This is a genomic window from Plantactinospora sp. BC1 (genome assembly GCF_003030345.1).
Lineage (GTDB): Bacteria > Actinomycetota > Actinomycetes > Mycobacteriales > Micromonosporaceae > Plantactinospora.
The window spans coordinates 1,746,783-1,759,790 of record NZ_CP028158.1; the positions used below are offsets into that span (position 1 = coordinate 1,746,783).

Here is a 13,008-nt window from a genome sequence, read left to right on the forward strand (position 1 = left end):
CCAGCGGACGACGGCACCCGACGATGCCGGTACCACGAGCCAGGACCGGCCGGCCGGCCCCCGCCGCAGAACCGACCTGGGAGATCCGCGAGGAGGGCCTCGGGCACCGGGCCCTGGCCGACCTGGAGTCCGTCTTCGCGCTGGCGAACGGCCGGCTCGGGGTACGCGGCACGCTCGAGGAGGGCGGCGTCAGCGCCAACCCCGGCACCTACCTCAACTCGTGCTACGAGGAATACGACCTCAACTACCCGGAGAACGGCTACGCCTTCCCGGAGCAGAACCAGGTGCTGGTCGGTGTGCCGGAGGGGACCCGGTTCCGGCTCTTCGTCGACGACCGGCCGGTCGAGCCGACCGCCGGCGGCACGCACCGGCACGAACGGGTCCTCGACCTGCGCGACGGCACCCTCCGGCGATCGTTCGGCTGGACCGCCGAGTCCGGCGCGGCGGTGGAGGTGCGCAGTACCCGGCTGGTCTCGTTCGTCCACCCCGGGGTGCTGGCGATCCGCTACGAGGTCGTCGCCGCCGACCGACCGGTCCGGATCCGCCTGCACTCGGAACTCCGGGCCAACCCTGCGCTGCCGGAACGGGACAGCGACGACCCGAGGAGCCCGAACGTCCTCGAACGCCCGCTGCTGCCGCGGCGGCACAGCATCGACGGTCTCGGCGGCCTGCTGGGCCACCAGACCCGGCGCAGCGGACAGCGGATCGTCGCCACCGTCACGCACCTGCTCGACGGCGCGCGGGCCGAGGCCGACGTCGACACCGGCCCGGATCTGGTGCGGGTCGCCGTCGAGGCCGAACTCGCGCCGGGGCAGCGGCTCCGGGTGACCAAACTCGTCGGGTACGCCTCGTCCGGGCAGCGGCCGTTCGACGAGCTGGTCGCCGAGGCGACCACGGCGCTCGCGGAGGCGACCCGACGTGGCTGGGCGGGGCTCCGCGCCGACCAGCGGGGCTATCTCGACCGGTTCTGGGACGACGCGGACGTGGTCGTCGACGGCGACCCGCAGCTTCAGCAGGCCGTACGGTTCGGGCTCTTCCACGTGTTGCAGGCCAGCGCCCGGGCGGGACAGCGTCCGCTGCCGGCCAAGGGCCTGACCGGCAACGGCTACGACGGCCACACCATGTGGGACGCCGAGACGTTCGTGCTGCCGGTACTCACCTACCTGCGGCCGGAGGCGGCCGAGGCGGCGCTGCGCTGGCGGCATGCCACCCTCGACCGGGCCCGGCAGCGCGCCGGTGAACTGCGGCTCGCCGGCGCGGCCTTCCCGTGGCGGACCATCGACGGCCGGGAGTGTTCCGGATACTGGCCGGCCGGGAGCGCGGCCCTGCACGTCAACGCCGACATCGCCGCTGCCGTGCTGCGGTACGTCGCCGCCACCGACGACCTCGCGTTCCTGCGCGACGCCGGTCTGGAGCTGCTGGTCGAGACGGCCCGGCTCTGGAACCGGGTGGGCCACCACGACGACGCGGGCGGATTCCACATCGACGGGGTGACGGGCCCGGACGAGTACACCGCGCTCGGCAACGACAACCTGTTCACCAACGTCATGGCCCGGCACAACCTGCTCGGGGCCGTCGCCGCCACCGAGCGGCTGCCGGAGCGGGCCCGACAGCTCGGCGTCGAGCCGGCGGAGCTGTCCGCCTGGCGGAGGGCGGCCGAGGCGATGCACCTGCCGTACGACGCCGAACGGGGGGTGCACCAGCAGTGCGCCGGGTTCACCGCCCTGCAGGAGTGGGATTTCGCCGGCACCCGATCCGACGAGTACCCGCTGTTGCTGCACTACCCCTACCTGGAGCTGTACCGGCGGCAGGTGATCAAGCAGGCCGACGTCGTACTCGCGATGCAGCACTGCGCCGAGCTGTTCACGCGAGAGCAGAAGGCCCGCAACTTCGACTACTACCACCGGCGTACCGTCGGCGACTCGTCGCTGTCGGCGAGTGCACAGGCGATCATCGCCGCCGAACTGGGGCACCTGGAACTCGGCTACGCCCACCTCGCCGACTCGGCCCTACAGGACCTGCACGACTTTCCGGAGCAGAGCCGGGACGGCCTGCACGTCGCCGCCCTCGCCGGTGTCTGGCTCGCTTTGGTGGCGGGCTTCGGCGGGCTCCGTGACCAGGGCGACGAACTCGCGTTCGCGCCCCGGCTGCCGGCGGCGCTGACCCGGCTGGAGTTCTCGCTGCGCTGGCGGGGTCACCGGCTCCGGGTCACCGTGACCGGCGACTCGGCGACGTACCTGCTGCGGGACGGTACCGACCGGGACGATGCCGACCGGGACGATGCCGACGAGGCGGGGATCCGGCTGCGCCACCACGGGACGCCGCTGCACCTGCGGCCGGGCCGATCCCGCCGCCTGCCGCTGCCGGCACTCCCCGACCCCGGGCCGGAACCCCCCGCACCGCCCAGCCGGGCTCCCCGGCGCCGCCCGGCCGGGAAGCCGGTGACCGCCATCCGGCCGGCCGGGTCGGACGCGGACGAGGCCGCGCCGCCGCCGGCCCGGCCCGGTCCGGCGGCTCCGGTACCCGGGTGACGCCGCTGCCGACCGCCGGTCCGGCACCGCTGCCGGCCGCCGGTCCGGCACCGCTGCCGACGGCCGCTCCGGCACCACTGCCGACCGCCGGTCCGGCACGCCGAACGCCGTCCGGGACCCGCCGGATCAGCCGGACAGTTGCCGGCGGCGGGTCCCGGACGGCGCCGGGTGGACGTTACGACCGGGACCCGGAGAGGTCACCCGGGCCGGTGGGCAGCTCGGTGGCCTGGCCGGCGGCCAGCGGGGAGGCCACCCGGTCCTGGGCGTCCTCCGCACCGGAACTCCCGCCGTCCGGCGCCACCTCCCCGTCGTAGTTGTAGACCAGGTACGTGCCGTCGCCGACCTCTCTGGTCGCGGTCGTCCGGATGTACCGGTGGATCAGTCCGTCGATCTCCAGTTCGATCAGCCCGGTGTCGCCGGCCGCCACGAGGCTCTCGTCTCGCGGGCCGCCTATCAGGATCGAGTCGTCATGTGTCGTCATGACTGCCCACTACCCAGGGTCGGATCCGTTCACTCACCCGTCGCCCGGCCGACGAACCAGGAATGACCTGGGCGGTACGGGGGCAGAGTGACGGCATGGACGAGCGGGCGGGCACAGGGAACGAAGCCGACCTGGTGGTCCAGGGGCAGCGGTCCGCGGAGTGGGGGCCGCTGCACCGCGCGGATCAGGACGACCGGGGCGGGCGGCGAGGCTCCTGACCGACGTCGTGCCCGCCGCCCGCCCGTGGACGACCTGTCCGGCGGCGGTTCAGCCGTTGCCGCCGACGGCGGGCAGGACATGCTTGGCGTAGAGCTCGAAGAGTCCCTGATAGTGCGGCCCGGTGTTGGCCACGTAGACCTCGTCGAAGCCGGCCTGCGCGTACTTGTCGATCATTTCGAGGTGCGCCTCGGGGTCGTCACCGCAGACGAACGCCTGCTTCACCTGCTCCTGGGTCACCAGTTGGGCGGCCTGTTCGAAGTGCCGGGGCGAGGGCAGCACCTGGGACAGCTCGCCCGGTACCCCGGCGTTGGGCCAGCGTTCGTAGGCGATCCTCGCGCCCTCCTCGACGCTGCTGGCGTACGCCGCCTTGAAGCCGGCCTGGCACGGCTTGTCGCCTCCGCCGTTGGCGCGGAACCGGCTGACCATCTCGGCGTCCGGGCTGATGCTGATGTAGCCGTCGCCGATCCTGGCGGCGAGGTCGATGGCCTTCGGCCCGAACCCGGAGATGTAGATCGGCGGCGGGGTCTCCGGCCGGGTGTAGATCCGGGCGTTCTCGACCCGGTAGTGCTTGCCCTGGTGGTCCACGAACCCGCCCTGCCACAGTTCGCGGATCACCTCGACGGCCTCCTCCAGCATCTCCAGCCTGGTGGCGGCGTTCGGCCAGGCGTCGCCGAAGATGTGCTCGTTGAGCGCCTCGCCGCTGCCGACGCCGAGCACGAACCGGCCGGAGTGCAGCACCGCGGTGGTCGCGGCGGCCTGGGCGATCACCGCCGGGTGGATCCGGACCGTGGGACAGGTGACGGCGGTGGTGACCGGCAGCGAAGAGACCTGGCTCAGCGCGCCGAGCATCGACCAGACGAAGCCGCTCTGCCCCTGCGCGTCCACCCAGGGGTGGTAGTGGTCGGAGATCCAGAGTCCCTGGAAACCCGCCGCCTCCGCCCCGCGTGCCTGCTCCAGCAGTTCGGCCGGGGTGTACTCCTCACTGGACAGGAAGTAGCCGATGCGCATGCCGTCCTCCTCGAATAGGGGTGACCTCGCCCTACCCGGATCGTCGGAAAATCAGTCATCGCGACCGGAGAGTCGGCACCGGCCGGAGCACCGGCCGAGGCAGAGGGCGGGACACCGGGCGAGGGCAGGGCATCCGGTCGAGAGCAGGGCATCCGGGCGAGGGCAGGGCATCCGGGCGAGGGCGGAGACGCCGGTGGGCTCGACGGCGCCGGTACCGTCGAGCCCAGGTGTGGGGCGGGCGGCCGGCTCCCGGAGGTGCCGTCCACCCGGTGTGCTGCGTTCGGGTCAGCCCTGCGAGATGGCGTCGACCAGGTCACCGACGGGCCGGTCGGGCAGAGCCCGCGCGACGTCGGCCACCGCGACCACCCCGACGAGGTCGTGCCCGTCGATCACCGGCAGCCGGCGTACCTGGTGGCTGCCCATGGTGCGCAGGATCTCCTCGGCGTCGTCGTCCGCGCCGATGGTCACCGGCTTGCCCTGGGCGAGTTCCCCCGCCGTCACGCTGCCCGGGTCACGGCCCTGGGCGAGTACCTTCACGACGATGTCGCGGTCGGTGAGCATGCCCTTGAGCCGGTTGTCACTGCCGCAGATCGGCATCGAGCCCACCCCGAGTTCCGACATCCGGCGGGCGGCCGTCAACATGTCCTCACTCTCGCCGACGCAGGTGGGATTCGGCGTCATGATCTCCCGTGCGGTTGTCATCACAGATCACCTTCTCTTGGGACGGGGCTTGTCGGTCCTCCTACCCAGAAGCTGGGGATTCGATGCCGGTCTTCGCCTCCGCGACGGGCGATGTGACCCAGCCGTGCCGGCCGGTGGTCATCCCTTGCGGCCGGTGGTGGCGATGCCCTCGACGAAGTGCCGCTGGGCCAGGAAGAACAGAATGATCATCGGTACGGTGGCGATGACGCTGCCGGCGAGGACGATCTCCCACTGCTGTTCGCCGCCGTACCCGAACCGGTCCAGCAGCACCTTCAGTCCCCGGGGCAGGGTGTAAAGCTCCTCGTCGCGGAGATAGATCAGCGGCTTGATCAGGTCGGTCCAGCTCGCCTTGAACTCGAAGACGAAGGCCACCAGCAGAGCGGGCCGGATCAACGGAAACGCCAGCCGCCAGAAGAGTTGCGGATAACTGGCCCCGTCGACCCGGGCCGCCTCGAAGTACTCCCTGGGCAGCGAGAGCAGGAACTGCCGGATCAGGAAGATGTAGAACGCCGACCCGAAGAGGTTGCCGGCCCAGAGCGGCACCTGGGTGCCGGTGAGGCGCAGTTCCGACCAGATCAGGTACGTCGGGATCATGGTGACCGCGAACGGCAGCATCATGGTGGCGAGGACCAGGCCGAAGAGCAGGTTCCGGCCGGGGAACCGGAAGTAGGCGAAGCCGAACGCGATCCAGGCACTGGAGACGGTGACCGCCGCCGCGGCGGCGACGCCGACCACCAGGCTGTTGAAGAGCCAGCTCAGCAGCGGTATCGCCGACCACGCCTCGGCGTAGTTCTCCGGGGCGAAGGGCACGGGCAGGAAGCCGGTGGAGAAGATGTACTCGCGGGGGCGCAGCGAGGCGGTGACGAGCCAGGCGAACGGGAGCAGGAAGAGCAGCGCCGCGCCGACCAGCGCCAGCACGAACGGCAGCCGGCGCCACCGGGAACGGCCGCTCGCCCGCTCCGGTGCCGATCCGGCCCGATCCGGGGGCAGTGGTCCCGGGCCGGCCGGCGGTACGACGAGGGCGTCGCCCGTCCGGGCCGCGGTCTCGGTCATCGGTCCCGCCCCTCGTAGTAGACGAACCGCCGGGAGAGCCGTACCTGCACGGCCGTGATGGCGAGGATCACCAGGAAGAGCAGCCAGGCCATCGCCGAGGCGTAACCCATGTGCAGGAACTGGAACGCCTCCTGGAAGAGCCGGATCACGTAGAACGTCGCCGCGTCGGAGTTGAACCTGTTCTGCGTCTCCCGGTTCCCGAAGTACATCGTGTAGACCTCGGTGAACATCTGGATCGAGGCGATCGTGTTCACGACCAGGGTGAAGAAGAGCGACCCCGAGATCATCGGTACGGTCACGTGCCGGAAGCGCGCCCACGCCCCGGCGCCGTCGATGTTCGCCGCCTCGTACAGGTCGCGCGGCACGTTCTGCAACGCGGCGAGGTAGATCACCACGGTCGAGCCGAGGCTCCAGAGGCTCATCAGGACGATCCCCGGCATCACCCAGTCCGGGTCGGTGGTCCAGGCCGGGCCGTCGACGCCGACCGCCGCCAGGCCCCGGTTGACGAGCCCGTCCTGGGTGTTGAGCAGCAGCAGGAAGAGCACCCCGATCGCCACCGCCGGGGTCATCACCGGCAGGTAGAAGACGGTACGGAAGAAGCCCTGCAACCGGCCCACCCGCAGCAGCAGCATCGCCAGCCCGAGCGAGACCGCCATCGTGAGCGGCACGTGCAGCACGGTGTAGTACAGCGTGTTGGTGAGACTGCGCAGCACCATCGGGTCGTCGGCGATCCGCCGGTAGTTGTCCAGCCCGGTCCAGGTCGGCGCGCTGACCACGTCGTACTCGGTCAGGCTGAGCCAGAGGCTGGCCAGCATCGGGCCGGCCTGGAAGACGAGGAGGCCGACCAGCCAGGGCGCGATGAAGACGTACGCCCAGCGCATCTCGTGCCGGGCCAGCGGCTTCATCCGGCGGCGTCGCCGGGTCCCGGCGGCCCGCTCGGCCGCGGGAACCTCGACGGTGGTGGTCGCCATCGTCGGCCTACTTCGCGGCCCGGTCCAGCGCGGCGGTCGCCTCGGACTGCGCCCGGCGCAGCGCCTCGGCCGGCTCGCTCTGCCCCGACAGGACCCGGTTGACCGCGTCCATCCAGGTCTTGTCGAACTCGGCGCCGGCCCGGGACGCCGGGATGGTGAAGGCGTGCTCCTGCACCGAGAGGATCGTCTGTACGGCGTTGTCGAACCGGGGGTTGCCGCTGGGCCGGTAAATCTCCGACATGATCCGGCGGTCCGCCTCCGCGTTGCCGGTGTAGAGGCCGGTGAAGGGCGCCCCGCTCGCCTGCCGGGCGGTGACCCGCGCCTTCGCCGCCGCCACCCAGGTCTCGGTCGCGGTCATCTGCTTGGCGAACTCGCAGGCGGCCTCGGGGTTCTTCGCGCCCTTCGGGATCGCCCAGGACTGACCGCTGACCAGGGTGAGCGGGTTGCCCTGCCGGTCGACGAAGGGCTTGACGACCAGTTGCGCGTCCGGGGTGTTCTTGGCCACCTGGTTGAGGAACCAGTCCTCCATCGGCCAGACCCCGATCTGGTGCCGGGCCAGCGGGCTGTCGGCGCCGAAGAAGTCGAAGGTGTCCCGGAAGCCCTTGAACCTGTCCCAGCCGGCCTGCCGCTGGAGCAGGCCGTAGGTGGTCTGCAACGCCTCCAGCACCTTCGGGTCGTCGAGTCGGGCGGTCCGCCCGTCGGCGGAGAGCAGGTCGGCTCCGTTGGCCTTGGCCCAGAGCGGCAGGAACTCGGGGATCTTCGGGTCGATGCCGATCCGGCTGAGGCGGCCGTTCGAGACCCTGGCCAGTCGGTCGGTCAGGGCCGGCAGCCCGGCCCAGTTCGCCAGGTCGACCTGGTCGGGGGTGACTCCGGCCTGCCGGAGTACGGCCTCGTCCAGGTAGACGACGCGGACGCTGTAGAACTCGGGGATGCCGTAGAGGACACCGTCCAGGGTGACCTGCTCGCGCGCCACCGGCCGGTACTGGTCGACGTCGATGCCGTGCTCGCGCACACAGTCGGTGAGCGGGGTGACCGCGCCCCGGGTGGCGTAGCTGCCGATGAGCTTCCGGTCCAGATAGACGAGATCCGGCGGGTTGCCGTCGGCGACCGCCGAGAGGAACTGCTGCTCGTCGAAACCACCCTCGGTGATCTCCACGCTGATCTCCGGGTGGGCCTGCTTGAAGGCGTCGACCCGGCTGGTCGCGATCTCGTCCGAGAGGCTGAAGCCGAGGGTGCTGAGCCGGCCGGATCCGCCGGTGCCGCCGCCGCCACCGCCGCCACCGACCCCGCCGCAACCGGTGAGCCCGAGGAGCAGCGCCAACGTCGCCGCCAGGCCCGAATGTCTCCGCATGATGCCCCCTCCCCCGCGTCTCCCGGCCGCCCCGGGCAACACGGCGGGTCACTACTTCCACTCGGCCGTCCGGTTGAAACGCTCGACCGGTTCATACCGCGTGATCTGCACCATCTGCCGTCGGCGGAGCCGCGACGGGCACGGCCACCGGTGACTCACGGCGACGTGCCATGACCGTGCGGAGTCGACCGCTCGGGTGTCACCCGGCGCCAGCGTGGACGGTCTACGTTGGTTGACGCAGCCGACACCCGGGTAGCAGTTCCACCATCCCCACTGTCGACGGGAGGCGGACACGGTGAAGGCGTTGACATGGCAGGGCAAGCGCGACGTGCGGGTGGCGGAGGTGCCGGACCCACGGATCGAGGAACCGACCGACGCGGTCATCCGGGTCACCTCGACCGCCATCTGCGGTTCCGACCTGCACCTCTACGAGGTGCTCGGCGCCTACCTGAAACCGGGCGACATCCTGGGCCACGAGGCGATGGGGATCGTCGAGGAGGTCGGCTCGGCGGTGGACCGGCTCCGTCCCGGTGACCGGGTGGTCGTACCCTTCAACATCTCCTGCGGCTCGTGCTGGATGTGCCAGCGCCAGCTCTACGCCCAGTGCGAGACGACCCAGGTCCGGTCCGAGGGCAAGGGTGCGGCGCTGTTCGGCTACACCTCCCTCTACGGCTCGGTACCGGGCGGCCAGGCCGAGTACCTGCGGGTTCCGCACGCGCAGTTCGGCCCGGTCAAGGTGCCGGCGACCGGAGCCGACGAGCGGTACCTGTACCTCTCCGACATCCTGCCCACGGCGTGGCAGGCGGTACGGTACGCCGACGTACCACCGGGCGGCACGCTCGCCGTCTTCGGGCTCGGACCGGTCGGGCAACTCTGCGCCCGGGTCGGCCGCCATCTCGGTGCCGCCCGGGTGATCGGGCTCGACCTCGTGCCGGAGCGGCTGGCGATGGCCCGGCGGCACGGCGTGGAGACCGTGGACGTCACCGATCTCGACGACGTGCCGGGCGCCCTCCTCGACCTGGTCGACGGCCGGGGCCCGGACGCGGTGATCGACGCGGTCGGGATGGAGTCGCACGGCTCCCCGTGGGGCAAACTCGCCCAGACCACCGTGGGGATGCTGCCGGACGCGGTGGCGCGGTCGATGACCGACCGGTTCGGGGTGGATCGGCTCAGCGTGCTGCACGCCGCGGTCAAGTCGGTACGCCGGGGCGGCACCGTCTCCCTCTCCGGCGTCTACGGCGGGGAACTCGACCCGATGCCGTTGATGGAGATGTTCGACCGTGGCGTCCAACTGCGGATGGGGCAGGCACACGTACGGCGCTGGACCGACGAGATCATGCCGCTGCTGGCCGAGGAGGACGATCCGCTCGGCGTGCAGGACCTGCGTACCCATCGGCTGCCGTTGCAGCGCGCGCCCGAGGGCTACGAGATGTTCCAGAAGAAGACGGACGGCTGCATCAAGGTGGTGCTGAACCCGTAGCGAGGTCGGTGCCGGCCCCGTGGCGACGCCGGTCCCGCAGCCGTCGGTACGGCTGACGGTTTAGCGCGGGGCCGGCGGGGCATCATCCGACCCGACCGACTCGCGGCGGGCTGCGCGGCCGGCGCCGACCGTCTCGGCGAACCGTTCGTCAGACCGAACCGTTCCGCAGACTGGATCGTTCCGCAGACCGGATCGTTCCGCAGACCAGCAGGGAGCACCGACATGACCGACACCTCAGGCCGGCCGCTCGCGCTGGTCACCGGCGCGTCCAGCGGTATCGGCTACGAGTTGGCGAAGGAGTTCGCCCGGAACGGCTTCGACCTGGTCGTCGTCGCCGAGGACGACCGCATCGGCCAGGCCGCCCGGGACGTCGAGGCGCTCGGCGCCACGGTCGAGGCCGTACAGGCCGACCTGGCGACGCCCGACGGCGTGCAGCGGGCGTACGACCGGGTTCTCGCGACGGGTCGCCCCCTCGACGCCTTGGTGATCAACGCCGGTATCGGCGTCAACGGACGGTTCGCCGAGACGGACCTCGCCGACGAGCTGCGGCTGATCGACCTCAACGTACGGTCGTCGGTGCACCTGGCCAAGCTCGGGATACCGCAGATGGTCGCCCGGGGCGCCGGACGGGTCATGTTCACCTCGTCGATCGCGGCCACCCAGCCGGGGCCCTTCGAGGCCGGGTACGCCGCCTCCAAGGCGTTCCTGCTCTCCTTCGCGGAGGCGCTGCGCAACGAACTCGAGGACTCCGGGGTCACCGTGACCGCGCTGATGCCGGGCGCCACCGAGACCGACTTCTTCGATCGTGCCGACATGCGCGACACCAGGCTCGGTGCCGGCCCGAAGGACGACCCGGCCGAGGTGGCCCGGCACGGCTTCGAGGCGATGATGGCGGGCAAGGACCACGTGGTCGCCGGTTCGGTGCACAACCGGCTGCTCGCCGGCGCGGCCAAGTTGCTCCCCGAGCGGGTCAAGGCGGAGCTGCACTCCAGGCTCTCCCGTCCCGGTTCGGCCGGCGACTGAGCCGCCGGCCGAACCGACCGAACCCACCGAACCGGGCCACCGAGCCGCCCGGCCGAACCGACCTGGCCGGGCCACGAGCCGCCCGGCGGGACCGGCCGAACCGACCGGGCCACCGGGCCACCGGGCCGCCCGGCGGCCTGAGCCGCCTGGCGGCGCTGGTCCGGCCAGCGGCACTGTCCTCGACTCCACTCCACATACCGCCGCCCACGAGCCGTTCGGGACAGAACGGATGACCGGTGTGATCGCGTCGACTATCACTGTCGCCCCTGGTCACGGGGCGCGAAAGGTCGGTAGCAGTCGGTATATCAGCCGATCGGCGGGGTAACCGGCCGCCGACACCGCGGGCGAAGCTGGGGGCGGATATGACACAGCACAGTAATGCCGACCCGACCGGTGACGGTCACCGGTCGAAGACCCAGGTTGCGCGGCATGGCGCCACCGAGACCGGACAGCGGTTGGCACAGACCGGAGGCGGTCTGGCGCACAACGCCGCCGATCGGGGCCGGGACGTCGCCGCCGAGGCGGGACGGCAGGCCAACGAGCTGATGGGGCAGGCGTCGGCCCAGCTCAAAGAGCAGGCCAGCGCTCAGCAGCATCGCGCGGCGTCCGGTCTGCGGGCGCTCGGCGACGAACTGCGGGCGATGTCCGAACGCAGCGAACAGCAGGGGGTCGGCAAGGACCTGGTCCAGCAGGCGGCCGACCGGGTCCAGCGGGCGGCGCAGTGGCTCGACCAGCGGGAACCCGGAACGGTACTCAACGACGTGCGCGACTACGCCCGCCGCAACCCGGGACTCTTCCTCGCCGGGGCCGCCGTCGCCGGTGTACTCGCCGGCCGGCTGACTCGGACCCGCGACGCGTTGCAGGGCGGCGGCGGATCCGAGCCCCATCCGGACGGACGGCAGACCGAAGCCGGCCATCCCGACGCGGGGATGCTCGGACGGCCGGCCGGGATGACCGGCCCGTCGCAGGCCGGGCAGCCGCACGGCAACCCGGAGGCGGGGCAGCGCGGCGGGTCCGGTGACGGACGAGCCACCGAGGTACGGCGGTGAGCGTCTCGGCGGGTGGTCTCGGCGCGGACCGGGAGCAGGACCCCACCCGCGCCTCGATCGGCGAGCTGCTCGGCGCCGTCACCCGCGACACGTCGACCCTGGTCCGCCAGGAGATCCAGTTGGCGAAACTGGAGCTGCGGCAGGAGGCGCGCACCGCCGGAAAGGCCGCCGGGATGTTCGGCGGCGCCGCACTGGGCGCGCTGATGGTGCTGCTGTTCCTGTCGTACGCCCTCTGGTGGGGGTTGTCGAACGTGATGGACCAGGGCTGGGCGGCACTGGTCGTCGCCGGAGTGTGGGCAGTGATCGCCGCCGTCCTCGTCGCGGTGGCCAGGCGCCAGGCGCGCAGTCTCCGGCCACTGCCGCAGACGTCCGAGTCGATCCGGCGGATGCCTTCCGCCATGCGTGACGGGACACACCATCGATCGGGGGGACAAGGATGAGTACGGACCCAGGCTCGATGCGGGCCGACGTCGACCGCACCCAGGATCGCCTGGGCGAGAACCTGAGCGCGCTCGGCGACCGGATGAACCCGCGCAACATCGGCGACCGGGTGAACCCGCGCAACATGGCGCAGCACCAGGCCGGCCGGGCCCGAAACGCCTGGCAGCGGGTGCGGGAGTCCGTGATGGGTACCGCCGAGCACGCCCGCCAGGACATGGCCGGCGCGGTCGATCGGACCCGGGAGGGTGCCCAGCAGGCGCGCGGCGGCATGCAGCGGGCCCGGGAGACGTCGCAGGCGGGGATCTCCTCGGCCGGCCACCGGATCCAGGAGTTCGGGCAGCAGACCCGGAAGATGCCCGAAGGGCACCCGCTGGCCGCCGGGCTCGTCGCGTTCGGGCTCGGTGTGCTCGCCTCCGCGCTGCTGCCGGCGAGTTCGGCGGAACGGCGGGCGGTCGGCAAGCTCCGCGACGAGGTCGTCGAACATTCCGACCAGATCAAGCAGCAGGCCGGCGGCATCGCCCAGCAGGCACAGCAGAACCTGCGGGGACCGGCCCAACAGGCCGTCGAGTCGGTCCGTTCGCGCGCCGGCCAGCACGCGGGCGAGATGCGGGACCAGGCGCGCTCCTCGGCGGAGGATCTGCGCGGGCAGACCCAGGAGACGATGGGCGAGGTACGTCGGCGCTGACCGCGTCGGCGTAC

At 71.8% G+C, this 13,008-nt stretch carries 12 protein-coding genes; 6 read left to right on the top strand and 6 right to left on the bottom strand.

Annotated elements, in window-relative coordinates; genetic code table 11:
• Nucleotides 1-23 precede the first annotated feature (23 nt).
• Nucleotides 24-2,531 (top strand): glycoside hydrolase family 65 protein, encoded by a 2,508-nt coding sequence (locus C6361_RS07425; protein ID WP_107270799.1) that lies wholly within the window; start codon nt 24-26, stop codon nt 2,529-2,531.
• Nucleotides 2,532-2,706: 175 nt separating this feature from the next.
• Here the strand turns inward: C6361_RS07425 and C6361_RS07430 are convergent, their stop codons facing one another.
• The 6 genes from C6361_RS07430 to C6361_RS07455 all read right to left on the bottom strand — a co-directional run bounded on the left by C6361_RS07430 (nt 2,707) and on the right by C6361_RS07455 (nt 8,316).
• Nucleotides 2,707-3,012, bottom strand: coding sequence for a hypothetical protein (locus C6361_RS07430; RefSeq protein ID WP_159079225.1), 306 nt, complete (start codon nt 3,010-3,012; stop codon nt 2,707-2,709).
• A 267-nt stretch (nt 3,013-3,279) separates the two neighbouring features.
• Complete coding sequence (locus C6361_RS07435; protein WP_107256634.1) at nt 3,280-4,239, bottom strand: TIGR03557 family F420-dependent LLM class oxidoreductase; 960 nt, start codon at nt 4,237-4,239, stop codon at nt 3,280-3,282.
• Nucleotides 4,240-4,524: 285 nt separating this feature from the next.
• Nucleotides 4,525-4,941 carry a CBS domain-containing protein gene (locus tag C6361_RS07440; protein ID WP_199853282.1) on the bottom strand — a complete coding sequence of 139 codons (417 nt, stop codon included), beginning with the start codon at nt 4,939-4,941 and terminating at the stop codon, nt 4,525-4,527.
• Between the two features lie 117 nt (nt 4,942-5,058).
• Nucleotides 5,059-5,994, bottom strand: coding sequence for a carbohydrate ABC transporter permease (locus C6361_RS07445; protein ID WP_107267235.1), 936 nt, complete (start codon nt 5,992-5,994; stop codon nt 5,059-5,061).
• A complete protein-coding gene (locus C6361_RS07450) occupies nt 5,991-6,965 on the bottom strand; it encodes a carbohydrate ABC transporter permease (protein WP_199853283.1) in 975 nt (324 codons plus the stop codon). Before C6361_RS07450 ends, C6361_RS07445 begins: the two co-directional genes overlap by 4 nt.
• 7 nt (nt 6,966-6,972) lie before the next feature.
• The gene (locus C6361_RS07455) at nt 6,973-8,316 is read right to left on the bottom strand and encodes an extracellular solute-binding protein (RefSeq protein ID WP_107267236.1); all 1,344 of its coding nucleotides are present in this window, start codon (nt 8,314-8,316) and stop codon (nt 6,973-6,975) included.
• Between the two features lie 295 nt (nt 8,317-8,611).
• Here C6361_RS07455 and C6361_RS07460 point away from each other — a divergent pair, with 295 nt between their 5' ends.
• The 5 genes from C6361_RS07460 to C6361_RS07480 all read left to right on the top strand — a co-directional run bounded on the left by C6361_RS07460 (nt 8,612) and on the right by C6361_RS07480 (nt 12,994).
• Nucleotides 8,612-9,796, top strand: coding sequence for a zinc-dependent alcohol dehydrogenase (locus C6361_RS07460; RefSeq protein ID WP_107267237.1), 1,185 nt, complete (start codon nt 8,612-8,614; stop codon nt 9,794-9,796).
• Between the two features lie 222 nt (nt 9,797-10,018).
• Nucleotides 10,019-10,819: an SDR family oxidoreductase gene (locus C6361_RS07465; RefSeq protein WP_107267238.1), complete on the top strand. Its 801-nt coding sequence runs from the start codon at nt 10,019-10,021 to the stop codon at nt 10,817-10,819.
• Between the two features lie 362 nt (nt 10,820-11,181).
• Entirely contained in the window at nt 11,182-11,868 is a 687-nt protein-coding gene (locus C6361_RS07470) for a hypothetical protein (RefSeq protein WP_107267239.1), read from the top strand.
• A complete protein-coding gene (locus C6361_RS07475) occupies nt 11,865-12,308 on the top strand; it encodes a phage holin family protein (RefSeq protein ID WP_199853284.1) in 444 nt (147 codons plus the stop codon). The genes C6361_RS07470 and C6361_RS07475 overlap by 4 nt, the downstream gene beginning before the upstream one ends.
• On the top strand, nt 12,305-12,994 hold the full coding sequence (locus C6361_RS07480; protein ID WP_107267240.1) for a DUF3618 domain-containing protein: 690 nt from the start codon (nt 12,305-12,307) through the stop codon (nt 12,992-12,994). Before C6361_RS07475 ends, C6361_RS07480 begins: the two co-directional genes overlap by 4 nt.
• Nucleotides 12,995-13,008 lie beyond the last annotated feature (14 nt).